Source organism: Cupriavidus sp. 2SB (assembly GCF_005503625.1).
Taxonomy (GTDB): Bacteria; Pseudomonadota; Gammaproteobacteria; order Burkholderiales; family Burkholderiaceae; genus Cupriavidus.
On record NZ_SCMX01000011.1, the window covers coordinates 19,238 to 43,982 of the forward strand.

At 60.4% G+C, this 24,745-nt stretch carries 27 protein-coding genes and 2 pseudogenes; 26 read left to right on the plus strand and 3 right to left on the minus strand.

The annotated features are described in order from the left end of the window. Window positions 1-38: 38 nt before the first annotated feature. The 20 genes and pseudogenes from FFS21_RS07465 to FFS21_RS07560 all read left to right on the plus strand — a co-directional run bounded on the left by FFS21_RS07465 (window position 39) and on the right by FFS21_RS07560 (window position 15,596). Window positions 39-485, plus strand: a complete 447-nt coding sequence (locus FFS21_RS07465; RefSeq protein WP_137924279.1) for a PRTRC system protein E — start codon at window positions 39-41, stop codon at window positions 483-485. A 12-nt stretch (window positions 486-497) separates the two neighbouring features. Continuing rightward, the gene (locus FFS21_RS07470) at window positions 498-722 is read left to right on the plus strand and encodes a PRTRC system protein C (RefSeq protein WP_137924280.1); all 225 of its coding nucleotides are present in this window, start codon (window positions 498-500) and stop codon (window positions 720-722) included. 90 nt (window positions 723-812) lie between these two features. After that, entirely contained in the window at window positions 813-1,952 is a 1,140-nt protein-coding gene (locus FFS21_RS07475) for a PRTRC system protein F (protein WP_137924281.1), read from the plus strand. A 9-nt stretch (window positions 1,953-1,961) separates the two neighbouring features. Further along, window positions 1,962-2,681: a PRTRC system protein B gene (locus FFS21_RS07480; RefSeq protein WP_137924282.1), complete on the plus strand. Its 720-nt coding sequence runs from the start codon at window positions 1,962-1,964 to the stop codon at window positions 2,679-2,681. 1 nt (window position 2,682) lies between these two features. Further along, window positions 2,683-3,324 carry a PRTRC system protein A gene (locus FFS21_RS07485; RefSeq protein WP_137924283.1) on the plus strand — a complete coding sequence of 214 codons (642 nt, stop codon included), beginning with the start codon at window positions 2,683-2,685 and terminating at the stop codon, window positions 3,322-3,324. Continuing rightward, window positions 3,321-4,124, plus strand: coding sequence for a PRTRC system ThiF family protein (locus FFS21_RS07490; RefSeq protein WP_137924284.1), 804 nt, complete (start codon window positions 3,321-3,323; stop codon window positions 4,122-4,124). Before FFS21_RS07485 ends, FFS21_RS07490 begins: the two co-directional genes overlap by 4 nt. A 189-nt stretch (window positions 4,125-4,313) precedes the next feature. Continuing rightward, the gene (locus FFS21_RS07495) at window positions 4,314-5,036 is read left to right on the plus strand and encodes a hypothetical protein (RefSeq protein ID WP_137924285.1); all 723 of its coding nucleotides are present in this window, start codon (window positions 4,314-4,316) and stop codon (window positions 5,034-5,036) included. A gap of 77 nt (window positions 5,037-5,113) precedes the next feature. Beyond that, window positions 5,114-5,452 (plus strand): DUF3085 domain-containing protein, encoded by a 339-nt coding sequence (locus FFS21_RS07500; RefSeq protein ID WP_137924286.1) that lies wholly within the window; start codon window positions 5,114-5,116, stop codon window positions 5,450-5,452. A gap of 66 nt (window positions 5,453-5,518) precedes the next feature. Next, the gene (locus FFS21_RS07505) at window positions 5,519-6,292 is read left to right on the plus strand and encodes a hypothetical protein (RefSeq protein WP_137924287.1); all 774 of its coding nucleotides are present in this window, start codon (window positions 5,519-5,521) and stop codon (window positions 6,290-6,292) included. A gap of 149 nt (window positions 6,293-6,441) precedes the next feature. Beyond that, window positions 6,442-6,915: an outer membrane lipoprotein gene (locus FFS21_RS07510; RefSeq protein WP_237380987.1), complete on the plus strand. Its 474-nt coding sequence runs from the start codon at window positions 6,442-6,444 to the stop codon at window positions 6,913-6,915. Window positions 6,916-7,078: 163 nt separating this feature from the next. Further along, window positions 7,079-7,408, plus strand: a complete 330-nt coding sequence (locus tag FFS21_RS07515; protein WP_237380986.1) for a hypothetical protein — start codon at window positions 7,079-7,081, stop codon at window positions 7,406-7,408. A 278-nt stretch (window positions 7,409-7,686) separates the two neighbouring features. Continuing rightward, complete coding sequence (locus FFS21_RS07520; RefSeq protein ID WP_237380985.1) at window positions 7,687-7,962, plus strand: hypothetical protein; 276 nt, start codon at window positions 7,687-7,689, stop codon at window positions 7,960-7,962. A gap of 10 nt (window positions 7,963-7,972) precedes the next feature. Further along, on the plus strand, window positions 7,973-8,446 hold the full coding sequence (locus tag FFS21_RS07525; RefSeq protein ID WP_137924291.1) for a hypothetical protein: 474 nt from the start codon (window positions 7,973-7,975) through the stop codon (window positions 8,444-8,446). Between the two features lie 221 nt (window positions 8,447-8,667). Continuing rightward, a complete protein-coding gene (locus tag FFS21_RS07530) occupies window positions 8,668-9,060 on the plus strand; it encodes a hypothetical protein (protein ID WP_137924292.1) in 393 nt (130 codons plus the stop codon). A gap of 60 nt (window positions 9,061-9,120) precedes the next feature. Beyond that, window positions 9,121-9,474, plus strand: coding sequence for a hypothetical protein (locus tag FFS21_RS07535; protein ID WP_137924293.1), 354 nt, complete (start codon window positions 9,121-9,123; stop codon window positions 9,472-9,474). Window positions 9,475-9,537: 63 nt separating this feature from the next. Next, a complete protein-coding gene (locus FFS21_RS07540) occupies window positions 9,538-11,088 on the plus strand; it encodes a hypothetical protein (RefSeq protein ID WP_137924294.1) in 1,551 nt (516 codons plus the stop codon). A gap of 461 nt (window positions 11,089-11,549) precedes the next feature. Next, window positions 11,550-11,840 (plus strand): annotated as a pseudogene (locus FFS21_RS07545) (DUF932 domain-containing protein); the annotation flags it as partial. Window positions 11,841-12,448: 608 nt separating this feature from the next. Continuing rightward, window positions 12,449-14,167, plus strand: a complete 1,719-nt coding sequence (ltrA, locus tag FFS21_RS07550; protein ID WP_137924295.1) for a group II intron reverse transcriptase/maturase — start codon at window positions 12,449-12,451, stop codon at window positions 14,165-14,167. An 83-nt stretch (window positions 14,168-14,250) separates the two neighbouring features. After that, window positions 14,251-14,937, plus strand: a pseudogene (locus FFS21_RS07555) (DUF932 domain-containing protein); the annotation flags it as partial. Between the two features lie 278 nt (window positions 14,938-15,215). After that, complete coding sequence (locus FFS21_RS07560; protein ID WP_137924296.1) at window positions 15,216-15,596, plus strand: hypothetical protein; 381 nt, start codon at window positions 15,216-15,218, stop codon at window positions 15,594-15,596. 111 nt (window positions 15,597-15,707) lie between these two features. On the opposite strand, the gene FFS21_RS07565 is transcribed toward FFS21_RS07560, so the two are convergent. From FFS21_RS07565 to FFS21_RS07575, 3 genes are read right to left on the minus strand one after another with little or no spacing between them, the layout of a single operon-like run. Further along, window positions 15,708-16,115, minus strand: coding sequence for a bactofilin family protein (locus FFS21_RS07565; RefSeq protein WP_137924297.1), 408 nt, complete (start codon window positions 16,113-16,115; stop codon window positions 15,708-15,710). Between the two features lie 12 nt (window positions 16,116-16,127). Then, window positions 16,128-16,727, minus strand: coding sequence for a hypothetical protein (locus FFS21_RS07570; protein WP_137924298.1), 600 nt, complete (start codon window positions 16,725-16,727; stop codon window positions 16,128-16,130). Between the two features lie 25 nt (window positions 16,728-16,752). After that, window positions 16,753-17,355 (minus strand): hypothetical protein, encoded by a 603-nt coding sequence (locus FFS21_RS07575; RefSeq protein WP_137924299.1) that lies wholly within the window; start codon window positions 17,353-17,355, stop codon window positions 16,753-16,755. A gap of 728 nt (window positions 17,356-18,083) precedes the next feature. Between FFS21_RS07575 and FFS21_RS32850 the strand changes: the two genes are divergently transcribed. From FFS21_RS32850 to FFS21_RS07605, 6 genes are all read left to right on the plus strand, one after another. After that, window positions 18,084-18,320, plus strand: a complete 237-nt coding sequence (locus tag FFS21_RS32850; RefSeq protein ID WP_502705156.1) for a DUF7696 family protein — start codon at window positions 18,084-18,086, stop codon at window positions 18,318-18,320. Continuing rightward, window positions 18,269-19,585 carry a recombination directionality factor gene (locus FFS21_RS07585; protein WP_370459395.1) on the plus strand — a complete coding sequence of 439 codons (1,317 nt, stop codon included), beginning with the start codon at window positions 18,269-18,271 and terminating at the stop codon, window positions 19,583-19,585. The genes FFS21_RS32850 and FFS21_RS07585 overlap by 52 nt, the downstream gene beginning before the upstream one ends. Before the next feature lie 96 nt (window positions 19,586-19,681). Continuing rightward, window positions 19,682-21,139: a metallophosphoesterase family protein gene (locus FFS21_RS07590; RefSeq protein WP_137924301.1), complete on the plus strand. Its 1,458-nt coding sequence runs from the start codon at window positions 19,682-19,684 to the stop codon at window positions 21,137-21,139. A 178-nt stretch (window positions 21,140-21,317) separates the two neighbouring features. After that, window positions 21,318-21,833 (plus strand): hypothetical protein, encoded by a 516-nt coding sequence (locus FFS21_RS07595; RefSeq protein ID WP_137924302.1) that lies wholly within the window; start codon window positions 21,318-21,320, stop codon window positions 21,831-21,833. After that, entirely contained in the window at window positions 21,821-24,145 is a 2,325-nt protein-coding gene (locus FFS21_RS07600; RefSeq protein ID WP_137924303.1) for a sbcc family protein, read from the plus strand. Before FFS21_RS07595 ends, FFS21_RS07600 begins: the two co-directional genes overlap by 13 nt. A 297-nt stretch (window positions 24,146-24,442) precedes the next feature. Continuing rightward, window positions 24,443-24,727, plus strand: a complete 285-nt coding sequence (locus tag FFS21_RS07605; RefSeq protein WP_137924304.1) for a hypothetical protein — start codon at window positions 24,443-24,445, stop codon at window positions 24,725-24,727. Window positions 24,728-24,745 lie beyond the last annotated feature (18 nt).

Consider the following 24,745-nt stretch of genomic DNA (forward strand, 5'->3'; position numbering starts at 1 on the left):
GGCGCCCTCTGTCATTTCATTTCCCCAAAGGATTCAACATGTTCACTGAATTGATGCCGCTCGTTCGCGCGAGCGACAAGGTCGTTCTCACCCTCACAATGCAAGGCGACACGATGTCCGTCGTCGTGATGCCCGTCATCAAGGACGCTGCGGACCCCGCACTGACAAGGCCCCTGATGCTGTCGGCTACGCCGGCGGAAATGGATGCCGAATTCGCGGCGGCCGTCACCAGCGTGACCGAAGCCCATCGCTCGCTTGCCGAGCAGGCCGAGGCCACGAGGTCGATTCTCGATGCCGCCAAATCCACGCAATCGTCCAAGGCGACGAAAGCGCTGGCCAAGGCCGCATCGCCGTCGGCGCCCGACACCACCAGTGATGGCGGTGATGCTGACGAGTCGGAAACCGGTGACGGCGCGCAAGTCGAGGCGAAAGCTGATACGAGCGCACCGGCGTCCACCGGTACCGACCTCGCTTCCCTGTTGTAAAGGAGAACCGACATGGCACTCGAAGTAACGCAACTCACCCGTGAGTTTTCCTACAACGGCATGACGCTTCCTGACGTGGGCCCGCAGTTCTCGCCCGACCAGGTGCGCGATGTCTATTCCGCTCAATACCCCGAGCTGACCACCGCCGCGGTGGACGGCCCGGAAGTGACGGGTGGTGTCGCTCGCTACACGTTCGTCCGCGCCGCCGGCGCAAAGGGCGCGCATGCGCAAATCTGACTTGATGAGAGCGCTGGCATCTGCCCAGTTCTCTTCCACTACGAAGCCGCCCGAGAGGGCGGTTTTTTTACATTCTGAGGAGACTCAACAATGTTGTTCGACCCTCGGTCGTTTGTTCCAGCGGTCGATGCTGGACAACCCGCATGGACGCCTGCGCGACAGCATCCCGTTGCCAAACGTCGACCTGCCCATGATTTTCTGACGCTCCCTGCCATCCCGGAGGGAATCCCCAGCCGTGCGCTTCTGACCTTCGGAGACGAGGTCGAAGCGGTGGATTTGGCACGCGCCCAGTTCGCAACGGGCGTGCTACGTGCCAGTGACGTCGTCAATCCCACTGGAGCGGGTGATGCGTTCGCGCAGGCCATGTTCGCATGGCTCGCGGCGCGGATGCCAAGCTGCCGGCGGCTGAACTTCAGTTTCTCGCTCCTTGATATCGGCGCAGCGAGGGATCAACTGATGCAGTTCGGCTGGGATGATGAGGTGGATGCGCCGCTGTATCTGGCCATCGACATGCCTGGCGACGAGGCGTACTTCATCGGTGAGGCTCGCGCGAACGCGCTGCGGTCCGTGCATCCCCATCTGCTGTACACCGCCATGTCGCTGATCAACCTGGCGGGTGCGAAATCGTTGTTTCTCCGTACGCCAGAGGTACTGCTCGACCTGTTCGCGCGGTGGCACTGGGAGTACGACTGCACCCTTGCCAACGACGACGACGCGCGCGAGTTCCTCAAGGAACAGTGCGGCCTGGATGAGGACGACATCGCGCGGTACCTGCCGTCCGCGGTTCGGCCGGAACTGGCGCCGGATGAGGTGCTCCCATCCTTCTGTCACGCATACCCGGAGTCGCGCAGACTCAGGGCCTTTGGTAGCCGGAAGCTCTACGAGCTGGCTCGCAGCCATCAAGGCTGGATCAAGGATCTGTGCGTGGCGTTGGCGGAGTTGAACCTGGCGGTAAAGCGCCAGGGTGACCGATCGGCTGTTTCGGGTTCCCAATGGGCCGAACCGGCCTATGCGGCGGCCACCCTTGCCTATATGCAGTCGGACTATGTCACGCAGGTGCTGGATGACCTCTATGACGGACTCAACTGCAACGGCGATGCAACGATGTTCCAGTGTTTTATTCCCATCGCGGACGAGCCAAAGGCGATTCGGCAACAGTTCAAGGATCTGAGCGGCATGCTCAAGATCATTGCGGCGCTGGATCGCGTACTCACACTTATTTCTGACTAGGGGGGCCACATGGCCGAAATCCTGACCGCCTCGCGGTCGCATGAAGTGGCCCTCCAGGGGGCCATTTTGCTTTATGGGGAAGGGCCGGGGCAGTTTTCCTATGCCACCGCCCATCGCATCGAATCGGAAGCATCCGGGCGCCCGGTGATTGGCGCCGGTGTGCCACTGAATCGCATGGCATTGATCCACGCAGTCCGCGAGGTAGCAGAGCACGCCCTTCCCAAGGGCGAGTTCCTGACACCCAACGTGCTTTCGATCAGCACGAGTGCGGTGACGTGGTGGTGTCCAGCCAAACGCCGTCGGGTGTTCTTCAAGTGCAAGGAGCTGGGTGAGCGTAGCGCCATCGTTGCGCACCCCGCGCTGGTCTTCCAGGCATCGCAATCCGGTTTCAAGGTCTTCGCCCTGAAAGGGGAAGAGCGCCCGGTACCGGAGAGCGTGTTGTTCGAACCGCCGTACTTCAACACGTGGGACCACGGCAAGATCTGCATCGGCTCAGCACACGTGCCAAAGCAGATCGACGTTGCCTCGATTAAGGGCTGGGAAGACGGGTTCTTCAACTCGGCATTCACCCATCCCAATCACGGCGGCAAGCGCGTCAAGTACGAGCGCGGCGCCTATGCCTTCTGGAAGGACATGCTGGACGGTCAGTTTCCTGACTTTCCCAAGCACGTCCTCGTTTCCATGAAATCCACGCTGGCCGATCTGATCGCCGGCAAACTGGAGAAGTAACATGCATCCTGCTGACGCTGCCCTGCAGCAGTCTTTTCCGTCCGTGATGGTCCCGCGCTTCGGTGCGCTGGCCACTATGGAGCGGCCCGGCGAGCGCTTGCTCATCGCGGCCAACGGTGTTTTTCTGGAAATCGTGCGGCCCTGGCTGCGCGTCGTTCGTCGTCTCGGTGCCTTCCAGTACCGCACGGCGATCCCCTATGGCGAGGTGGCTGAAGCCACCGAACTGCGCTGTAGTCGAGTTCCCGCCGACCTGATCGGCGAGTTCGCTGCGATGGCGCGTGCTACGCACCCCAAGGAAACGGGCGCGTGGATTGTCTGGAATGCCGCAACGGCGGCATTCCGACTGGTCCCCGTGCAAATCCTGGAGCATAGTGGCGGGCACCTCAAGTATGACCGTCCGTCGCTCCGAACTGGCGAGGTCCTGGTAGTCGACTGCCATTCGCATGGTTGCCATCCGGCGGGGTTTTCCCGAACGGACAACGCCGATGACCAGCACGACGTGAAGTTCGCGTTCGTGATGGGAAATTGCCAGGCCGCGGTGCCATCGCTGGCACTGCGTCTCTGCGCCAAAGGGATCTTTGAGAACGTGGAGAAGGTACCGGCTGAATGGTACGAGGCCGCGCGCGAGGAGGTCTTGGCATGACCTTCGCACATCGCATTCCGCAGGAGATGACCACTCGCGCATGGGAAGTAGCGGTTGTGGGCGCTGGCGGTACCGGAAGCGCTTTGCTGCCAAACCTTGCGCGGCTGCATCACGCCATGCTGGAGCTTGGCCATCCTGGGGGTATTGACTGTACGGTCTACGATGACGATACCGTCAGCGAGACCAACGTCGGCCGCCAGGGGTTCTACCCGGTTGATGTGGGACAGCCCAAAGCGACGCTGATCGTGAACCGCCTGAACAACCTGATGGGTACGCGCTGGCAAGCGCAGACCCGCCGGATTGGAAGCGGCGACCGCTTCGCGTGCGACATGGTGATTGGTTGCGTCGACACACGGGGCGCTCGCAAGGCGATCCTCGGCGCGATGCAACGGGGTACCGGTGGCTACTATATCGACTGCGGCAACGAGTCTGATCGCGGCCAGGTGATTCTTGGGCAGGTGCGTGGCAAGGCAAAGGAACGGCTGCCCCACGTGGGCGACCTGTTTCCGGAGCTGCTGGACCCGAAAGGGGACAAGGCCGACACCGCGCCATCGTGCTCGATGGCGGAGGCGCTGCAGAAGCAGTCGCTGGTGATCAACTCGGTGATTGCAGTACAGGCGTACAACCTGTTGTGGACGTTGTTCCGCACGGGGACGCTCCAGTACTGCGGTGCGTTTGTAAATCTGGCGACGGGGCGTACAAGCCCGCTGCCGCTGGATCCGGGTGCATGGGAACGCTTCGGCTATAAGCTGGGTGAGACTAAGGCTCGTGCCAAACGCAAGACGCGCCAATCCGTTTGAACAGCCACTCCCATTGCGGGAGTGGCTTTTTTCTTTTGTGCGCTCGTTGCAGGACGGCAGGCCTGGCTGCTACTATTGCGCCACACCTCGCGCTTCCGGCGCATCGACCCGTGGCACTAGGCCACACATTTCATTATCCCGTTGGGGCACTTGCCCTGGCGGAGTGCTCCATCCTCTTCGGAGCACTACATGAGCATTTCCACCCCTCAAGTCCCGGCCCAGTCGGCCTTTCGTCGCATTTTCGTGACGGGCCCCTGGCTGTCTGCTGGCGTTATCGCTACTGGTTATTGGAACGGCAAGCCGTGGCACACGCTGACATATCCCATGTTTAGTCGTGCGGATGTGCAGCGGCTTTGCGAGCTGTTGCCGGATCTAACCTTCAGTGAGTCGCGCAATGCGGTGCGGCACGTCGAAGGAAGCCGTACCGAATGGTTTGACGCCGAACCCCACATCGTCGACGGAAAGCTGATGGATCTCTACGCCGTCGGTTTCGGTTGGGGATGGCAGTTGGCGCGTCACGATACCGTCCCTGCCATTCACGGGCAGTCGTTGCACGTGATGGTCCGAACGGCGGCACTCGAATGGATGCAAGCTCTGGCAGACGAGGATCACGTTGCGCTGTGTGCGTATGCGTCCTTCCGGTTGTCCGGCTATATCGAACAGCGCCTGGACTGCCGTCGTCGGCTGGACCTGTCTCGGTTCGATGCCGTGCTGGCCATTGCAAGCCAGCGGCTTCCGTTGCCGGGAGCGGTTCGGATTGCTGTGCAGTCCAGCGAATGGATTGCCGTTGTCGACGCGCTCACGTATCTCGCCGATGGCGAGGGATTCAATGCGTTGCCGCAGCAAGCGCGGCGCGAGCGAATCATCGAAGCGATGCTGGACCAACTGGCCCGCGAAGTCGGCGGCGTCTGAGTTTCTAACCTTCTCTTTCACCCATCGCGGGCACATCCCGCTGGGGGAGTGCTCCGCCCATCTCTAGGAGCACTTTCATGCCTCAGATCACTCTTTCCCGCACGCAGGTCGCATCGCTCGTCGCCTTCTGCGATGCGGCTGGTTCGGACCAGTTTTTCATCGCGAAGGACCACGGTGCGTATGTCGGCTACAGCACGGGTGCCACGCCCGATAAGCAGTGCCTGTTCTATTTCAAGGGCTGCAATCCTGCGAAGGACGCCGATTTCTATGAAAACGCGCGCCGCAGTTTCGGTGGCGATGACTTTGGTGAGCACTTGCCGCTGGTCGACTTGCGCAAGGCGCTGGAAATCCCTGCGACTCAGAAGGTCCGCATCACCGTGAACGCAACGTCAATCCGCCTGGACTCGTTCGCCTGACCCGCAATGCGAAACGTGCCGCCTGGCCTTGTGAGGCGGCGCGTCTCCTTCCTCTTCTCTCCAACGATGAACGCTAGAAAGTTTCTTCTCACAAATATTCGTCTCGCCGTTGGATTCTGCGGCGTTGCTTTGGCGTCGCGCGCCTTCCGATACTTCGAATACAAGGGCTACTACGCGGCGGATTGGCTAGCCATTCCACGGGAGCTCATGGCCTGCGGCGAGCATTTCCTTGCCGCCATCGGGTTTCCGGCCATGCTGGTAGCAATCAGCTGGTTTTTCTGGGGTGTTGTCCGCTCGCGCACAGTCGCTGTTGATTCTCAGGCGATGAGGCGTGTCGACGACTATGCGGCCGCCGCCTTGATTTTTGTGCAAGTCTTCGTGTACATGGGCTACGCGGCGTATTGGGAATTTGCCTCGCATGGGGCGGTCGGCGCGGTAACGGGCAAGCTGGCCAACCAGTTCGTCTTCGACGTCTACGGGTTGGCACAATACCTTGCCATCATGACTGCCAAGCGCGCATTTGCATTGACGCGGCAGCTCGGTCGCGAGGTTTCCGTTCCGGGCTTCCGGTTCTTCGGCGCTGATGCTGGAAGCTTGCGCGGTGCGACGGTCGCTGACCTCGCACGGTACCACGGTCGCTATCCGCGGCTCGGGCTGTACATCACCATGCATGACGATGAAAGTGGAGAACCGCTTCCGCGACTGGTATTCGTCTCGGGGGGCGAAGAGATTTTCAACCCCCTATGCGGTTCCCCGCTCTGGCTCCATGCAGACCCCGCTGCGGAGTACGGCATCTCACTCGTGGATGCCCTGGCAATCGCGCGCATCAATCGTTGCTGATTCCTGTAACGGCTGCTAAGATTCGTGCACCTACCGCGTCTCAGACGCATCGACACTTCCGGTTGTATAGCCGGACAGCTTTTTTCTTCTCCCACCTACGGGCCTTCCTGCCCGTGGGCATGTTGGCCCTTTTTTCATTTGAGGCCATCATGTTCAAGCGCATCGTTTCGCTTTTCCTTTGCTCGGTCATCTTCACCGGCTGCGCTGTCCAGCAGACGTCTCCGAATGCCTATCGCAGTTCGGAAGCTCTGCGCACTGGCGCCGTTGAAGTTGTCACTGTCGTCCGTGTCCGCCAGGTCACGATCGTCGACAGCGATGGCTACACGTCGGCCAATAGCGGCGTCCCCGGTATCGTTGGGGCGGTCGTGGGTGGCCTGCTCGGTGCCCGTGTCATTGGCGGCGGCAATGGACGTTACATTGCCGGCGCGATGTCCGGCACGGTGTCGGCTGTTGCAGCGCAAGCTGTGGCTAGCCGCATGAACCGCCGCGAAGGCCTGGAAGTCATTGTCCGCAAGGAGAATGGCAGCCAGATCGCCGTCACGCAGGATGCCGACCAACAGTTCGTCACGGGGCAGCAGCTCTACCTCGTGGCGTCCGGTGGCGGTTACCGTCTGACGCGCTAATTCAATCGGGTTCCAGTCGGATCCCCAAATTCTTTCACCTTCCCCGCACGGAGTCCCCGTGCGGGGCTCCGTGCGTCCATCGGAGCTATTTATGCCACCCGTGGCAGACGCACCCCCGAAATTCTCGCCCGTCCTCACCGATGGCAAATCGATTGCAGAGGTCTTGGACCAGATCACAGCGGCCCTCCGGGGTACCGAGCTGGAGCCGGAATGGCTGGATTCCGCCAACTTTCCGGGCGATGGCAACGAAGCCCTGTATGGTCCTAAGCCGGATCGGCCGTGGCCGAAACTCGGCGCACGCGATCGTCTCGCCGTTTCTCTTTACAGAGGGACGTCGGAAGGCTGGATTGTCTATGTTGACCACATCGGCTATGCCGGTGAGGCTCCAAAGCGCACGACAGCCCTGCAAAAGCTCCTGATCGGCAAGACGTTGTCCCAACAGCATGGCTGGGATCTCGTTCGTGCGATCAGTAAATTGCTCGACGTCACCTGACATCGCAGCGTGCATGCCCGAGAGGGCTTGCCCAAGCCCTGAGGCTTCGGCAAGTCGTTTTCACCCGCGTCACTGACGCATCGACCCATGTCCGGCATCGTCCGGACCACCAACCCAGCTGGGACACTCGTCCCATGGGGAAGGGATGTCCCGTCTATATCGAGGCTCCCATGAAAGTCCCCAAGTCCTTTACCCGTCGGCACCAACCGACCAATTCCACAGCCTGCCAGGCAATTCGTCGGGATGCTTGCCGTGTTCTCCGTCGTTTCGCCGGCGACATGGCGCTCAGCCCGCGCGAATACACCATCCGCGAGCATCGCCAGCGTCGTCGCGATGTCAACGTGTTCGCGTTGCATACCGACTCGCTGCTCATCGAGATCCAGCATCCCGCTGGTGCCGAAGGTGGCGTGCTTATGTCCTACCGGACATGCCGCGGTCGCCATGACCTCACCGGCGGCCGAGATAACGCGGTCAGCGTTGATTCGCTGGCCAGCGAGCAAGGCTACGCCAATCTGGTCGCTACGCTGCGCGTGGTGGCCGGCCGGCGCGGCTGAGGAGCTGCTCATGTCGCGCATTGCAAAGGTGGTTTTTCGCGCCACGAACGGGGTCGAAGTCTCCTGTTCGGTCCGGTATGAAGGTTCACAGAATCTCGTCGCCGTGCCGGCGCGTATCACATCGTTGGTCGAGCAGATCGGCGCCAGCGGTGACGAGCATGTGCTTCTGCTTGTCGAGCGCGGCTTCGAATACCCGCTCGTTCGTGACGAAACGGGGGCGTACCGCGTCGACCGCTCGCATGCCACGCGTCCCGGGTTCCTGGACGAGCTCAAATCCTCGGTCATTGCACCGACGAAGGACCAGCGCCTGCAGCATGGCCGCTATTGCCACACGCTGTCGATATCGGCGGTAGTTGGTGCTGTTGGCTACGGAGCAGGCTTGCCTGGTTGGACCGCAACATCCGTCGTGAACTGCGCAAGCCTTCTGGCGTTCGGTGTTGTACTATTCGCCGTAGGCGCTGTCCTCTCTAAAGGAGAAAAGTGATGTTTGGACCATTTGTTCTGTTGCTGGGCCTGCTGATCGCGGCATACATGCTGTGGGCTGACCGCAACGGCCGCCGCATCCACAAGGACTAGCCAATCCCTTCTCAGGAGCCGATTCGTCGGCTCACCGCTTGAACGCACCCCTCGGGGTGCGTTTTTTGTTTTCTACACCCACACGGGCGCCGTCCCGTCGGGACGTCTCCCATCCAAGGATGCATCCCGATGAACAGTACCGTCTATGGCGCAGGCCTGGCCAGCTACCCGGCTGGCGTCCTGCTGCGCGCCAGCGTCTATTCGACCAACCTTCGCGCAGCCATTTCGTTTGTCTGCGCTGATGACGACATGCCCTACGGCGTGCTGTCGGTGAATCTGCCTGATGCCACGCTTGCCGACGACGAGATCCTCGTCACGGACGATTGGATCCTGCCCCTCGACCTCAAGGCTGCCTTGCTTGAAACCGGCAAGTTCGTGCAAACCGGCCGTTGGAACCAGGTCGGCTTTGACCGGGGCGAAGTCTGGCGCATTGTCGATGCCGAAATCCTTACGGAAGTCGCGGCGGCACGTGTTGTGGCCAGTCGTGGCAAAGCCGCGCGGCGCTCGGCCGTCGTCGCCTGACCGATCCCTTCAACCCTTGCGGGCCCATCCCGCAAGGCGGTGGGCCTATGGGAGATTCCCATGCCCATCACCATCGACGGAACCGGTCTGGCCGGATCGCCCGGTCCATTGCACATCGCAGCGGAGGTCTATGCAGTCAACGACCGCCCTGCGTTGTCGCTGGTCGAAATGACGACCGGCGATATCTACGAGACCTTCACCGCTAACGTCCCCAGCGAAACGCTTGCGGACGATGAGGTGATCGTCGGCATCTGGCGCCTGCCTATGTCGACCGTGGTTGCGCTGCTCGACTCAGACTGCCTCCAGCCGACTCGCACGATTGCCGTCGGCAACCTCCGGGGTGCCATCTGGCGCATCACTTCCCCCGAACTGCTACAGGCGATCCACGTCGCGAGAGCGGCAGAGCCTGCATAAGCCATCCCTTCCAACCCTATCGGGGCATGTCCCCGAAGGGGCATGCTCCGTCCTGGAGCCACTATGTACGTCATTCACATCGGCCAGCGCGCCGAACATCGCACGACGCTCGCTGGCGTGCTGCAGTATCTGAACGATGACCGCGACGGCAAGGCTGCGCCGCGTGTCGAAGATATCGCAGTGCGCCACGTTGAACGCGGTGCGATCCCTGTCGAACGACTCGCCAGCGGCAATTTTGCCGTTCGGCCGGCCGGTACCCGCCGTGCCATCCTTTCCCTGATCCTCGACGAGGTTGATCGCTTCATTGTTCGTGTCGGCGGCAAGATCTTGCGCCCCCACGAGATGAGCCGCGCCGCCTGGGGCGCCGTGGTGGCCGCCGGCCGCCTGGCGTACTTTCCGGCAGAAGCCATCGATATGTCCCAAGCCGACGCCGGGCCGCTGTTCCAGACAGTGGACCTCTTCGAAGACCAGGGGGATTTCGACATTACCGACTTCATTTGCGGCGAGTTTTTCCGCCGCTTTGGCTATGGCACGAACGGGCCGTTGTATCACCCGACCGCGCCTCCCAACTGCCGTCACGAAGTCCATGTTGCTTATGCGCTGATGCGTGGCGAAAAGGTGCGCGAATGCATCATCAACACCTATCGCGACAACCCGCATCACGCCCGCTCCGAGTTGTGGATGCGTCCGTTGATCGAGGTGCCGGCGCTGCGCGGGGCATTGTCGCCCAGCGTTCTGCAAGCGCTCTGCCAAACCATGCGCAGCGAGAAGCTGGAAATCACGACACACAACGTCGGCAAGCTGATCGCTGCGCTGCGAGACGTGCCGCGCGACGGGAACTATGTGCACGTCGACGACGCGCTGTACGCGGCCGGCATCCTGCCACCGCGGACCATGCCCACACCCAAGCCTCTGGAGGGAGCGAACGCTCAGCCGGCAACGAAGCTGGCGGCGCGAATTCGCACCCTGATTTGCCAGCGGCGATATCAGGAAGCTGTGGACAGGGCCGGTGCAGAGCGCGAAGCGTTCAACATCAGCCAGCGCGAACTGGATCGACGATTGCGGGCGGCAGTGATCGAGCGTGACGGGTATGGCTACGAGTGGCCCAATCGGGTCGCGCTGGCCGTCATGGAGCGCAATATCGCGGTGGTGCTGGACATCTTCGACGGGCCCAAAGACTGGAACACCGAGTCGAAGCGCGCACTGCGCGATGAGTATGGTGTCGATGTCCTGCAATGCACTTCTGCCGAGCGGCGACGGCGCCTGTTCGACCTGTGCGGATTCTCGCTCGCCGAGCAAGCGGAGTGGGAAGCCCAGGCTGCCATATCAAAAGCGCGCAAGCGGGCTGATAGGGTGGTCGCAGACGCGAAGTCGCGCGCCGAGGGCACGACCTACCGACTCGAAACCGGTCAGGCCATGAACGGGCGCGAGTATGTTGACTTCTGCATCGCTGCGGGCTTCTCGCGGCTCCTCGACGAGCGGCGGGGAAGCGTCACACGCTACTGGATTCACGATCCGGTGAAGCGGATCTCGCGGCCGTTGCGCGCCAAGGACGGTACGCTGGACTACGCGCGCGCGCGCCTCGAGCAAAACGCATCTGAGGCGATTGCATGATTATTACCCCCCCGGCCGTCTTGGCTGGGGGTTTTTTCTCAAATCAGCTACCCAAATGCCGAGCTTTCGACGGGTGCGCGACACCGCTTTCGCGATAGCCTTAGCGATACCGACAGAGCTCTGTTTGCACTGAAAACCGTTCAGTCCAAACCGAGTTTTACCCGCGTCTCCGACGCATCGACCCAAACGCCGGCACGCCGGTTATCTCTTGAAACCGCCCACAGGGACCGCTCCCTGATGGGACGGCTCCGTGGGCATCTCCACGATTCCGATGTACCTCACCTTGCTGTAGCCACGCGGCGCGTTGTCACTCATCGCTGCCGGCGGTGATGGCGAGCGTCTCCCAGGCGACCGCGCTTCCGGCCCGGCCGTCTTTCTCTTCTTTTTTCATTCCCTTTATTTCATTTGCGATCGAAAGCACTGGCTCTCGCTCGCGCTATTCCATTTCTAGGAGCAATCCCATGTCCCATCTCGTTCAAACGATGGCTTACGCTGGCGCAACCCCCTGGCACGGCCTGGGTAACCGGTTGGCCGAGCATCAGCCGCTCGAAGTCTGGGCCGAAGCCGCAGGCATGAACTGGCGCATCGAGGAGACCGACGTGATGTTCCGCGTTGGCACGCATGACCTCGATCCGATCAAGTCGTTCCCTGAGCAGAAGGTGCTGTACCGATCCGACAACGGCAAGCCGCTGTCGACGGTATCGCAGCGGTACCAGGTTGTCCAACCCGCCGAGATCCTAGAATTTGTGCGACGTGAAGTCGCTTGAGTAATTGTCCCAACGGGGAAACCTGTTGAGGGACCTGATGTTCCGTCATCAGTAGCCTACCGGCACATGCAGAACCGGTAACGGTCCTGTTTGAAGCTGCCGGGACAATGTAGTTGGGCCTTCGGGCCGCATCGACGCCGCGAGGCGAGGTGTCACCTGCGAGCATCAATGCGGGTGCAACGCTAGGCTGGGTGGTACGACCAACGCAAGTGAACTGCCAATAAACGTCGTTAGGATCAACAAGCCAAAGATGCTGACAGGCTTGAACCAAAAGGTGTGCGGTCGGTTATCTCCCTAAATTCTGGGGGTACACGGACATAAAGGCCGCCGGCGGAAAGGCAGGGTCTAACCCATCTCGTTACTCACGCGAAACACGGTAAGCCCGTATCACCGCCTCTCGGGGCAGGCGGACCGCAAGGAATGCTGTTGGTGGTGCGGGTATAGGAGTGTGGAAAAAGCGAATGCCGTCCGGTAATAGGGCGGATAGGGGTTGAGCCGCGAGGCAACATTACCTCACGCGAAAGCGGGCAGACTTCCACATGGTCTTTCTCTACGAGAAAACTTGTCTAACCTTCTTCAGGAGGGAATTGCAGATGACTACGCAAGAAGCTACTTGCGCGGGTGCGCCCTCTCGCGAACCGGTACCATGGCACAGCATCGACTGGGCCAGGTGTCACCGTGAAGTGCGAAGGCTCCAAGCGCGTATCGTAAAGGCAGCACGGGAAGGAAAGCACGGCAGGGTGAAAGCCTTGCAATGGATTCTTACCCACTCGTTTAGCGGCAAGGCATTGGCCGTTAGACGCGTTACCGAAAACCAAGGCAAAAAGACTCCGGGCGTGGACGGTCTCACGTGGTCTACTCCGGAGGCCAAGTCTCAAGCGATGTTGTCACTGAAGCGGAGCGGGTATCGTCCCAAACCGCTGAGGCGTGTTTATATTGCCAAAGCTAATGGGAAGATGCGACCGCTGGGTATCCCGACCATGAAAGACAGGGCGATGCAGGCGCTTTACCTGCTTGCTCTTGAACCCGTGGCTGAGACTACAGCGGATCGGCGCTCATTTGGGTTCCGACCTGGGAGAGCCACTGCTGATGCAATCGAACAGTGCTTTACGGCACTATCGAGGAAGGCTGCAGCACAGTGGGTACTCGAAGGCGACATCAAGGGCTGCTTCGACAACATCAGCCATGACTGGCTGTTGGGCAACGTCCCCACGGATCGAAAGGTCCTCAAGAGGTGGCTCAGCGCTGGTTATATGGAAGATCGACAACTTTTCCCATCGGAAGCTGGTACCCCGCAAGGGGGCATCATTTCGCCAACCCTGGCGAACCTCGTCTTGGACGGGCTGGAAGCCAAACTGGATAGCGCTTTCGGAAGAAAGCGGTACGCCAACGGTGTACAGACTCGCCTGATGGTCAACTACGTGCGATATGCGGACGACTTTATCGTGACGGGACGCTCCAAGGAGCTACTGGAACAAGAGGTCATGCCGATCATTGAGGAATTCATGCGGGAACGGGGGCTCACACTCTCGCCCGAGAAGACCAAAATCACGCACATCAGCGAGGGCTTTGATTTTCTAGGTCAAAACATCCGCAAGTACAACGGCAAGTTGTTAATCATGCCGTCGAAAGCAAATGTTGAGACCTTCTTGGGAAAGGTGCGCTCTGCGGTCAAAAGGAGCAAGGCTCTGGAACAGGAACGTCTGATCCGGATTCTCAACCCGATGATTCAAGGCTGGGCGAACTATCACCAGCATGTCGTTGCGAAAGCGACGTTCGCTCGTGTCGATCATGAGATTTGGCGTGTGTTGTGGCAGTGGGCCGTCCGTCGGCATCCGCAGAAAGGTAGTGGTTGGATCAAGGACCGCTATTTTCGCTCTGTGGACACCCGAAGCTGGGTGTTCGCGGCGGCAACAGGTGAAAGATTCCCTGACGGGAAGCCGATCCTGAAGTCGTTGCGAAAAGCAGCCGACACGCCCATTCGGCGACACCTGCCGATCAAGTTGGAAGCAAATCCGTTCGATCCGAAGTGGGAGACGTACTTTGAGGACCGAGTGAGCCTCAAGATGCAGAACTCATTGAGGGGCAGGAAGAAGCTGATCAACCTCTGGTTGGAGCAGGATCGTCATTGTCCAATCTGTCGCGAATCGATTACGCAGGAGTCACGGTGGCACGTTCACCACATCGTTCGGCGGGTCGACGGCGGAAAGGATGGACGTACCAATCTCATCATGGTGCATCCGAACTGCCATAGCCAGATTCACGTTCTTGGTCTGACGGTAGTGAAGCCGGTTCGCGAAAGCGGGCTTTGAAAGGCTTGAGCCGTATGAGGGGAAACTCTCACGTACGGTTCTTAGGGGGGGATGGGACCAGCAATGGCCTGTCTCTACCCGACTATAGGGACCTTGTTCAGGTAGGCGGATACCAGTTGGAAACGGCTGGTGTGCTGAAGGAGGGCCGCAAGCTCTGGGCGCTCGCGCGCACAGGACAATCGGCCACGCTCAAGGGCGGTGACGAGGTGCGCGGCTACCTGCTGCTGGCCACGGCCTGCGACGGTACGCTGGCCACCACTGCTCAGTTCACCTCGGTTCGCGTGGTGTGCAACAACACGCTGCAGATCGCGTTGGGCCGCAACCGTGGCGCCGTGAAGGTGCCGCACCGTAGCCAGTTCGATCCGCGCGCCGTGAAGGAAGAGCTTGGCATTGCCATTTCGTCGTGGGATGGCTTCATGGCCAACATGCACGAACTGGCCGACCGCAAGGTCAGCCAGGCCGAGACGGAGCGGTTCTTCCAGCGACTCTTCACCTACTCGACTGCCAAGCCCTCGGACAATCCCAAGATGAATGAGCGCGGCCTGAAGGCAGTGCTCAGTCTCTTCGAAGGTAATGGCCGCGGTGCAACGCTGCAATCGGCTGCAGGCACCGCCTGGGGTCTCGTGAACAGCGTGACCGAGTATGTCGATCACCAGCAGCGTGCACGCAACCCTGGCAACCGTCTGGATTCGGCGTGGTTCGGCCCCGGCGCAATTCTCAAGCAGCGCGCTTGGGACGCAGCCCTCGAACTCGCAGCTGACGCGGCCTAAGACCTTCGGGTCTGGAGCCCTTCTACTAAACCCGACCTCAAGCGATCTGCTCCGATGCCGTAGTCTGGTATTGGAGTGGTCGTTTCAGGTATGAAGCCCCGGCTGACCCCGGGGCTTTTTTCTTTTTGGGAACTCCATCGTCTATTACTTACGCCGCATTGAAGCTCATGAGCCGGATTGTTCCATTTGCCAAGATAATCGCGTTGCGCGACGACCTTGCATATGGCAATAGGATTCGACGTGGCTGCGTACGACGGGGAGGGACCAGGGAGCATGCCTTGGAATCCCATCCACTACATATCAAAGTCGACAGGCTGCCGCGACACGGACTTGCCGTTCGCGTTGAAGAGTGGCTATCAAATGTACGACTTCAAGAACAATTCGATTCATTCGATGCTTGGCTCAGAGTTGCTGCGACGCCCGCAAACGGCGCTATCGCAGGGATCTGCATCGAGCAGGACTTGTTGGAGTTTGAACTGCGCCACGGAAAGCGTTACCTCATAGAGGACTACGTGAGGGGTGCACGAAAATTTGATTGCATCATCGACAGCCGCGTACCGCTTGTCGCCTTTCTTGATGCAGCAGACCATCCAGGACCCTGGATCACAGTCAAAAGGCTCTTCACAGTCGAAGAGATCGTCAGCATGAAGCAACTGTAGCGGGAATAAAAAGGGGCCGACACACTCGTGTGTTGGCCCCCTATTTTTGCTTGCTACCTTAGAAAGACGTTGCTTTTGTGCTGCCTTTTCGGGATTTTACGATGAGCACGCTCAGACTTTGGCCTCGATGGTCTCGCTTTCCATCGCTGTCGACGAAGCGATCGTCGCTTCGGTCGCATCCGTGCAAAGCGTCGATGAGACGCGGCTAATTGTGCCATCGAGAGACGCGGAGACGCCTAGGCGTATCGTGCCAGCGTACATGATGCGGCCTTTTACCTTGCCGTTGATATGAAGCGATGTTCTTGCTGCGACGTCGCCCTCAACAGTGCCGTCAATAACGACGTGCTCGCCTTGCACCATACCTCGGACCAGTCCCTCCGCTCCGATGTGTACCAACCCCCGCGATGCGCGTAGGTCTCCATCAATGAGCCCGAAACAACTGATGCCGTGATCTGCAACGATATCTCCGTGGATGCTGAGACCTGGTCGGATGAGGCTGAAATTTGCTGGTTGTGTCATTGGCCAATGCTCTCAGAAAAGGGTGATCTCATTGCCTTGCTGCTTGGTCGGCAATACCGCTTTCACAGGCTGATGAGACGGCGCAGTTTGCTGGACGGGGTGGGGCGCATTCGTGACCTGCGGCTTCTTCGGCGGTAGCTTTACCTCAGGCCGCTGCTCGGCGGGCTGCTCCTGAGTTGTTGTTGCTCGGACGTTCGTGGCTTGGCTCTGCGGCTCGATGACGACCGGTGCGGAGGCTGGATCCGCTGGCTTGCCAGGCACAGCTGCGGAAGCTGCCGGCCACTCGTGGTCCGATGCTGTTACGCCAGTACGGTTTTGTAGCGCAGCTGCCTGCTCGCGCTCTTCCACCGGTTTGCGCTTCTGTGAAGATCCCATCCAGCTCCCAATGCCATAAGCAGCGGCCGCCATAACGAGGACAAGCCCGACCAACAGGGCTTTACGTTGCAACGCGCCGAGGTTCCCCTGACTTTCGCTGGATGTGTTCGGTTGATCCGGGCCGGGGAGAGCGTGAACCCCAGGGGCCATGGAGATGGCGTCGGAAGACTGAACGTCGATGGTAAGGGGCGGCTGAGCGTATTGACTATGAAGCTTCTGCAGTTCTTGAATGTCCATTATTCATGCCTATTCGTTGATCGCCTTATGCTCCGTCAGACAGCTTGCCATCCGGGGAGAATCTGTCGTTATCGGGGATGCAGAGCCGATGAATGGCTCGAATGTGCCGAGCCGCGCCAAGAATGGCGTCGTCTTTTTCTTTGTCGTTGATGGTTTGGGCGACGTAGGCGCCGAGGGCTCGATGTACTAAGCGATCATGCTGGTTCAGCAATCGGATTAGCCGGCCGGCAAGCGGGTGGGTCACAACGATTTGCCGATCACTGAACTTCATGCTGATGTACCGGCGAGGCTTGTCCTCGATCCAGCTTAGCTTTTTGTCCATCCATTGCTGAGCTTCACGGAATGCCTCGTCCAGTGCGAGCGTTTTTGACTTACTAGCAACAGAAAACTTGGCTGCACAAAAGTTGTAGTCGCTGCGAAGGAAGTTCCGTACGAAGTCTGTGCAATAGGCGATTTCTGTGCCGCTATCCGTTTGAGGAACGATCTTCGAGACGCGCGTCTCGCTAAGCATTCGCCGGATCGGCTTCGGGCCCGAGCTGGAGGCAGGGGAAGGTGGCACGTCACCGGATGAAACGACGGGTACCGGGCGCGGTTCACCATCTGGCAGGTGGTGGGAGGGTTCGGCCATGTTCCATGTGTTATAGGATCTCTCTCAGTAACAAATTGTGAGCGAGAATTGGCCGAGACCGCCCCGAGAAAGCTATACGAAATTCGCGAGCTTTTTGACTTTTTTTAGGAGGCCTCTGTGTCAGAATTCAATCACACCTCGCGTCTCTGACGCATCGACCCCGACTCCTCGTGAGTCCATCTGTTGAATCAAGTCGTGCTTCTGTGCACGCGCCGACTGGTTGGCTACCAGTGTGGATACTTCTTGTGCTAAGTGTTTTCGCCGAACACTTCCCCCTCATCAGCTCGTAATACGCGTTCCTTGCTGTGCCTCTTCATGAGCGCACGCAGGACACCGTTCGAGCCTGGGACCATGTGGAGCTCTCTCAAAGGCCCCTCCTAGGCAGAACGGCAGACGTCGAGCCGATCCGTGAACCTGCGGCCGAACCTGTGGGTTCGCGAAAAGGGTTGTTGTGCAGCGTGACCATGCTGCACGAGGGCGACTTTACGTCCTCAACATAGAGCAGCGCGCATTCGTGCGCCGCTCCCTCGATGCCACGCCCCCGGAAGGGGCGTGGCGTTGCAGGTTCCTGTCTAACAAAGCTCGCTGCCGGCGCAAACCGGGGCGGGCTTTTTTTGTTTCTGGATGAGAGACCTCGATTCCAGGAGCACCCGATGCACCACCAGAACGCCGAGATTTCCGCCGCCATCGCGGCAACGCTGAACCTGCGCCGTCCCGAATATAAGGACATGCCGCAGGCGTGGCGGGCACTTTGTGAGGCGGCTCACGTCGCCGGTCTACCGGAAGCCGCGAGAGCGAACTTCCTCAATCTAGTAACGACCCAGCGCGGGGCAGACACAGCCTTGCGCCTTCGGGAGCATGCTGCGTCCATCCGGGCGAATGTCGTTCGTTTCCTTGATAGGAGAAAGAGCGAATGCATGCACCCATCACCTACAGCGAGCCCGGCGGACGCCGAAGCCTGCTAGAAGAGCGGCCCATGCGGCCGCCTGTCATTGGCAAGATCCGGCCCGGCATCAAGGTCCTGACCAGAGCTGCGCGCGACAAGCCCGAAGCCGTGAGGATTCACGATGCCGGACTGGCCAGAGGCGAGAGCTTCGAGCGCATTTCGGCCGACATCACCAGGGCGACTGGCATCAAGACGCCGATGGTTCCAAAAAACGTCCCGTGGTTCACCTGCCGGGGTTCTGACTTCGCCAACCCGGCGCTGGCGCAAGACATCGTGCAGCGCTACGGCGAGGACCGAAATGATGGTCACGGACGGCGACTCTGGCGCTTTCCGTTGGTCTTTGCGTTCGACGATTGGCTGAGCAACATGCCCAACCAACTCGTTGCATGGACGAAGAGCGGCAGGCAGTACTTCTCGGAGTACGGCCCTGACGGCAGGCGCTACTGCAAGATGTACGCTGCGCCCGTCCGCGATGCGCGGGCCGACCGTGCAAAGCGCACGTGGAACGGCCGCACCGTCATCCTGCGTCAGGACGAACACATCCAGGATGGCATTTGCGATCCGCAGGAGTGCCCACAGTACCAAGCCGGTAACTGTAACCTCTCGGCCAGTTTCTTTTTTGCCGTGCCCTCCGCTATTGGCCTCGGTCTGATCGAAATGCCCACGACCTCGATTTACGTTCTGCAAAAGGCTCACGCCGCCATGCAGACCGTTTTCATGGCTCGCGGCAAGCTGGTCGGCATCAAGTTCTGGATGTCGAAACAGGAGATCGAGATCAGCCGCATCGATGACTCCGGTCAGCCAGTGCGCCAGATGCAATGGCTCATCACGCTCGACGCGGAGATCGACATCGCTGCGTTGCTTGATGGTTCGGACAGGCGCCCGCCGGCATTGGAGATGGCAGAACAGGCCGCCTCGATGCTCGAAGGCGACCGGGAAGATCCTCTGCCAGATGACGGCCAGGCCGATGACGCCACCATTACGCCGCAGGCCGGCGCAACGGAGATTGGCGTAGATCAGGCCGCTAGCTCGGCACCCGCGTCCGATACGGCGGGTACCGAGAACCTGGAGAGCGAATACCTCGATCTCGTGAAGCGCCTTGGGCTCAACAGCGAGGATGGCACCCGCCAGCTGAAAGCCTTTGCAGCGGCGACCTTCGGACGTGGCTGGTCCAAGCGGGATCAGGATGTGCGGCGGTTCTTGGCTGAACTTCGCACTGCGCTGGCCAATCCGATGGCATTCCGTGAGCAGGTGGCGGCCATCGCCGCCGACGTCGCTACGTAACTATCGCCAGCCTTGTGCCGGCAGTTGAGGGAAGCCCACGGGCTTCCCTTTCTTCTTTCTTGCCGCATGCCGGCACATTCCCTTGGAGGTTCCACAATGCTCAACGATGGCGAAAGCCTGTTGGCTGCGCATTTCTCTGATTTGCACTACTCCCCTGGTCATCTGGCCGAGGCGGATCGTTGTTTTGGCTTCGCTGTAGAGGACGCGATCGCAAGTCGCTGCCAGGTGGCTGTGGTGTCGGGCGATTCGACCGACCACCGGCTCGATGCCCACACGCCGGCACTCTCGGCGCTGGCGCGGCGCATCCATCAGTTGTCGGCCCACTTGCCGGTCATCATGCTGCAAGGGACCTTTAGCCACGAACCGCCCGGCACGCTGGATCTGTTTCGACTGATCGGCGCAAGTTATCCCGTGTACGTTGCGGATCGGATTCACCAGGTCGCGCTCGTTGGCGGGGCTTTCTTTCCAAGCGATGGAGCGATTTTCAGCCAGGTTGAAATGGACCGGCTGCTGACACAGCACGGTCTGCCGGACGTTGTGTTCACCTGCGTGCCAACGGTCAACAAGGCTGTGTTGGCGGCCGCGGCTGGCGTGGCAAACGCTGCGACGGCGGTGGGTAATCACCTGGCTGACTATCTGGCGGCTGCGGGTGCTGTGAATCGTCAATGGCGGTCGCAGGGCGTTCGCACGATTGGTGTTTCACACGGTACCGTCAACGGTTGCCAGACGGAGCACGGCGTGCCGATGGCCGGACTCGACCACGAGTTCACTATCGGGGCACTGTTCGAGGCCAGCTGCGACGCGTTCATGCTTGGCCACATTCACCGGGCCCAGCAGTGGGAACGTGAGGGCAGGGTGGTTGCCTACCCGGGCTCAATCGGACGGTTCCACTACGGCGAGATCGGAGCGAAGGGGTATCTGCAGTGGCAGGTTTCACCGGGAGAGGCGGTAGCCACCCAGGTGAAGACGCCGGCGAGCGAGGCCGTCTGCATCGACTTCGACGGGCCGCCTGACATGGCAAAGCTTGCCGAGATTGCTGCCGATGCTGCCCACAAGTACGTGCGCGTGCGGTGGACAGTCAACGAGGAGCATCGTCAACTGGTGGATCGTGAGGCCATCGAAGCGGTCTTCGCTGCCAGTGCGGAAGTCAAGCTGGAAGCACGTGTGCTGCCGGCTGTCCGCAGTCGCGCCGAAGGTATCAGTCGGGCCGCAACATTGTCCGAGAAGGTTGGACGATGGTGCGAACTGACGGGCGTCGACGCGAATCCGTTGCTGGACAATCTTTCGATGCTGGAAAACCTCGACGCACAGGCGATTGCCGATCAAGTGCTTGCTGGTCTTGCGGAGACGTCCATCCCTGTAACGCAGGAGGTCCGCGTTGTGGAAGCTGCCGCGCTGCCCTTCATTGCGAAACTGAGCGAGTTGGACCTGGATGAAACCGCCGTCGCACCCGAGGCGACGTCTGCCTTGTTGGAATCGCTAGCGGAGCCGGTAGCACCCATTGCCACCGCGGCGGCGCCAATGAACTGGTTGACCGACGATCTTTTTGCGTAGCGATACGCCAATCCCTAGAACATTGCGAAAGCCATGTTCCGACAGCCTTTGAGGTTGTCGAAAACTGGTTTTACCCGCGTCCCTGACGCATCGACCCCGCAGTATCCATTTCTTTTCTATCTACCCAGACGGGTGCTTCCCGTCCGGGCGCACTCCGTCCGACTCTGGAGTGCTCAACATGATTCTCTACCCGGCTGGTCCCCAATGGCTCTTCATTGAAGAGACCTTTATCAACCGCTCGGACATGGCCAAGCGCCTTTGCGAGCAGCACGGCTTTACGCAGTGCATGATGTATGAGCCGTTCGGCCCAGGCCGCGGCGCTGTGATCGCCAAGCGCGACCACATGCTGGTGATGGCCTTGGGTGAGGCGGGTGGCAACACCTTCTTTGCCGTGGCGCCGTCCAAGGAACTGCAGGAATTGATCTGGTCGTTCTCCAACGGCCTGGCATCACAGTGGAGCGAGCTGGAACTGCGAGCCCTCACCGGCCATCAGGACTGGGACGCCGTGATGAAGCTCGCAGGCAAGCAATTTTCAACAGCGCGTCGCTCCGTCGAACGTGCGGTCGCCGGTAAGCCTGAGCAAGATGCACCTTCGCTGCCCGATGTGCCGCAATGGGACGAGAGCGCGATGGAAGTACCGTCCGACTATCTCCATTCTTTCAACGGCTCGGAGGTGTCCGAATGCGCCCACTGAAGCTGACGCTTGCCGGATTCCACGGGATCCGCGATGGTATGCATCGTGATAGCGTCACCGTCGACCTGTCGACGCTGCCCGGCGGCCTGATCGCCCTTGTCGGCCCCAACGGGGCAGGGAAGACGACGATCATGGATAACCTGCATCCGTTTCCTATCATGCCGAGCCACGCGAGCAAGATGTCGGCCGACGCGTTCTCGTACTGGGACCATCTCTGCGCCCCGCGCGCAGAGAAGGACCTGGAATGGGAGCATGGCGGCAAGACGTACCGCTCCGCGTTCGCTTTTCGTAACCCTGGCAAGAGCCGGAAGGCCGAGTATTACCTGTTTGAGAAGCACGCCGATGGCGATTGGAAGCCGGTGCAACTGGCCGACGGCACGCTGTCGGACGGCAAGGCGGACACCTACAACCGGTGTCTCGAAACCGTCTTGGGGTCTCTCGAGGCGTTCTTCACCAGCGTTTTTTCTGCTCAAAACAGGCGGCCGCTCGCCAGCTATCAACCTAGCGAGATCAAGAAGCTGCTCGCCGAGCTGCTCGGGATCGATCACTTGCGCGACTTGTCGGCGAAGGCAGGCGAGGTCGCCAAGCTGCTTACCCGCTCGCTCGACACCCTGCAGCGCGACGTGCTGACCCTCACGGGCAAGCGCGATCGGGCAGTGGTCGTGGCGCGCGAGATCCGGCAGATGGGTGAAGGCCTGGACGCCGAGCGAAATGCACGTGACAGCGAAACAGCGAAGGGTGCGAAGCTGCTGCAGGAGCGCGCGACGCTGGCGGCGAAGCAGGCCGCCAATGCCGGTACCGAAGCGCGGTTGCGGGAACTGAACCAGCGCAAGGGCGAGTTGGACCAGCGTGCAACATCGCTGACCAACGATGAACAGGTCGCCGCCGGACGTGTTACGACACGCCGGCGCGATTTGGATCGGCAAGTGGCAGGCCATCGTGCGGTATTGGCGGAGGCCGCAGACATTGAGGCGGCATCCGGCGAACGAGACGTTCTGCAACTGGCTATTGGCCGGAGGCAGGACGAAATTGCCAGCCAGCGCGCGATCGTGGAGAAGCTCGACGCCGTTCAGGTCGAGCACGCGGCGCTGAGTACAGAGCTCAAGGGCCTGGAGCAGCAAGGCGTTGCAGGTGCGAAGTTGGCCGATTCGTTGAAGCTGCAAGCCGAGGTCATCGAAGCGGTCCCATGCCGTGATGATCCCATGCACGCCACGTGTCCGTTACTGGCACACGCTCGTAATGCCAAGGTGAAGCTCGGAGAGCAGGTGGTGTCGGTGAAAGCACTGCGCGAAAGCTATCGAAAGAAGCTGGAGCAGGTGCAATCGATGCAAGGTTCGCTATCTGAGCGTGCCACGGCACGCGCTGCACTGTCGGCATTGGAGGCTCACCTGGTTCGTGATCAGCAACTGCTGCAGCGACTCACGGCAATGGCTGCCAAGAAGCCGTTGCTGGACGCCGCGCGTGAAGGACTGGCGCAGGCCGAACGCGATCTGACGGCATTGAGCGAGGAGGATGCGTCACGCATTGAGCGCCACAAGCGCGATATCGCGGACGTGCAATCCCAAGTCGAAGCGGTGCGTCGGGAACTGGCGACGCTGGCCACGGAGGACGTGACCGGCATACTGGCCCACATGGACCGCCAGATTGCCGCCAGCCGGGAGGCTGTCGCTGCGATTGCCGGCCGGATTGAAGCGTTGATTCGGCAGGAGAGCATGCTCGTGTCCGAGCGCGAGCGTCTGGATGTTGAGCTTGTCGGCATGCCGAACCTCGAAGCCAAGGCGCAGGCGCTGTCCGACCAGATTGCGCAGTGGAAGCTGCTCGCGAAGGGCCTGGGCAACGATGGCGTGATCGCGCTGTCTATCGATGACGCGGGCCCGGCGATCACTCAGATCGTCAATGACTTGCTCCTGGCCTGCTACGGACCGCGATTCACCATCGCGATCCAGACACAGACAGCGCTGGCCAGCGGCGAACTGCGCGAGGGCTTCTCTATCAACGTGATCGACGCTGACAACGACACCACGAAGGAGTTTGGCGTGATGTCGGGTGGGCAAAAGGTCTGGATCAACGAGTGCCTGACGCGCGGAATCGCCCTGTATCGGGCGCAGGATGCGCAGCAGCCTTTCCAGACGTTGTTCACCGATGAAGCGGATGGCCCATTGGATCCGGAGCGCAAGCGCGCCTTCATGAAGATGAAGCGCGAGGTGCTGCGGGTCGGCGGTTATGAGCGGGAGTACTTTATCTCGCAGACGCCAGACCTGGTGGACGACGCCGATGGCGTCATCGATGTCGTTGCGCTGGCGCTGCAGTAGGTCCGGCGCCATTCGTTAACCACATGCCCGCTTCCCGAAAGGGAGCGGGCATTTCTTTTGTCTCCAATGTCTAAGGAATGTCTTGAAGATGTCTTCGCCCAACTCCGGGCCGAGGGCATCGAGAGCTACTGCCAACAGATCTGCGGCGGCGGCTACTGCGGCACTGGACCAGTTTGCCAGTACGGCATCGATGCCAAGACTGAAATGCCGGTTGGCTTTTATCCCCCTTCCGAAGGGCTGCTCTTGAGCGCCCTCGATCCGTTAATCATTCAGGCATAGCCCAGTTACACCGAAAACATGTCTAAGGTATTCGTCACGGCCGAAGAGGCTGAAAAGTTGCTGCCGCGGCGCCGGAAGATCCACACGTTTATCCGCATCTTTGGATGGCAGGGTGACAACATGGATCGCGAGGCGCTGCTAAAAGTGTTCCAGTCTGCCAAGAACGTTGAGGTCTCCCAAGACGCCGCCTGCTTCGATCACTACCTTGCGGTAAAGATCGACGGCATGGTGACGTACATCGAGACCAACCTGAAGGCGCTGGCCAAGTTCGGTCTGCTGCCTCCCGGCCGCAAAGCCGCCTGACGGACTTGGCGGAATCCA

Bases quoted from the DNA above. Each gene is read 5' to 3' on its own strand.
- FFS21_RS32850 (WP_502705156.1), top strand. From the start codon at position 18,084: ATGCCGCAGGCGTGGCGGGCACTTTGTGAGGCGGCTCACGTCGCCGGT.
- FFS21_RS07495 (WP_137924285.1), top strand. From the start codon at position 4,314: ATGAGCATTTCCACCCCTCAAGTCCCGGCCCAGTCGGCCTTTCGTCGC.
- FFS21_RS07590 (WP_137924301.1), top strand. From the start codon at position 19,682: ATGCTCAACGATGGCGAAAGCCTGTTGGCTGCGCATTTCTCTGATTTG.
- FFS21_RS07600 (WP_137924303.1), top strand. From the start codon at position 21,821: ATGCGCCCACTGAAGCTGACGCTTGCCGGATTCCACGGGATCCGCGAT.
- FFS21_RS07570 (WP_137924298.1), bottom strand. From the start codon at position 16,727: ATGGACATTCAAGAACTGCAGAAGCTTCATAGTCAATACGCTCAGCCG.
- FFS21_RS07480 (WP_137924282.1), top strand. From the start codon at position 1,962: ATGGCCGAAATCCTGACCGCCTCGCGGTCGCATGAAGTGGCCCTCCAG.
- FFS21_RS07585 (WP_370459395.1), top strand. From the start codon at position 18,269: ATGCATGCACCCATCACCTACAGCGAGCCCGGCGGACGCCGAAGCCTG.
- FFS21_RS07505 (WP_137924287.1), top strand. From the start codon at position 5,519: ATGAACGCTAGAAAGTTTCTTCTCACAAATATTCGTCTCGCCGTTGGA.
- ltrA (WP_137924295.1), top strand. From the start codon at position 12,449: ATGACTACGCAAGAAGCTACTTGCGCGGGTGCGCCCTCTCGCGAACCG.
- FFS21_RS07605 (WP_137924304.1), top strand. From the start codon at position 24,443: ATGTCTAAGGTATTCGTCACGGCCGAAGAGGCTGAAAAGTTGCTGCCG.
- FFS21_RS07565 (WP_137924297.1), bottom strand. From the start codon at position 16,115: ATGACACAACCAGCAAATTTCAGCCTCATCCGACCAGGTCTCAGCATC.
- FFS21_RS07475 (WP_137924281.1), top strand. From the start codon at position 813: ATGTTGTTCGACCCTCGGTCGTTTGTTCCAGCGGTCGATGCTGGACAA.
- FFS21_RS07485 (WP_137924283.1), top strand. From the start codon at position 2,683: ATGCATCCTGCTGACGCTGCCCTGCAGCAGTCTTTTCCGTCCGTGATG.
- FFS21_RS07525 (WP_137924291.1), top strand. From the start codon at position 7,973: ATGTCGCGCATTGCAAAGGTGGTTTTTCGCGCCACGAACGGGGTCGAA.
- FFS21_RS07510 (WP_237380987.1), top strand. From the start codon at position 6,442: ATGTTCAAGCGCATCGTTTCGCTTTTCCTTTGCTCGGTCATCTTCACC.
- FFS21_RS07575 (WP_137924299.1), bottom strand. From the start codon at position 17,355: ATGGCCGAACCCTCCCACCACCTGCCAGATGGTGAACCGCGCCCGGTA.
- FFS21_RS07465 (WP_137924279.1), top strand. From the start codon at position 39: ATGTTCACTGAATTGATGCCGCTCGTTCGCGCGAGCGACAAGGTCGTT.
- FFS21_RS07530 (WP_137924292.1), top strand. From the start codon at position 8,668: ATGAACAGTACCGTCTATGGCGCAGGCCTGGCCAGCTACCCGGCTGGC.
- FFS21_RS07535 (WP_137924293.1), top strand. From the start codon at position 9,121: ATGCCCATCACCATCGACGGAACCGGTCTGGCCGGATCGCCCGGTCCA.
- FFS21_RS07595 (WP_137924302.1), top strand. From the start codon at position 21,318: ATGATTCTCTACCCGGCTGGTCCCCAATGGCTCTTCATTGAAGAGACC.
- FFS21_RS07500 (WP_137924286.1), top strand. From the start codon at position 5,114: ATGCCTCAGATCACTCTTTCCCGCACGCAGGTCGCATCGCTCGTCGCC.
- FFS21_RS07520 (WP_237380985.1), top strand. From the start codon at position 7,687: ATGGCGCTCAGCCCGCGCGAATACACCATCCGCGAGCATCGCCAGCGT.
- FFS21_RS07470 (WP_137924280.1), top strand. From the start codon at position 498: ATGGCACTCGAAGTAACGCAACTCACCCGTGAGTTTTCCTACAACGGC.
- FFS21_RS07490 (WP_137924284.1), top strand. From the start codon at position 3,321: ATGACCTTCGCACATCGCATTCCGCAGGAGATGACCACTCGCGCATGG.
- FFS21_RS07540 (WP_137924294.1), top strand. From the start codon at position 9,538: ATGTACGTCATTCACATCGGCCAGCGCGCCGAACATCGCACGACGCTC.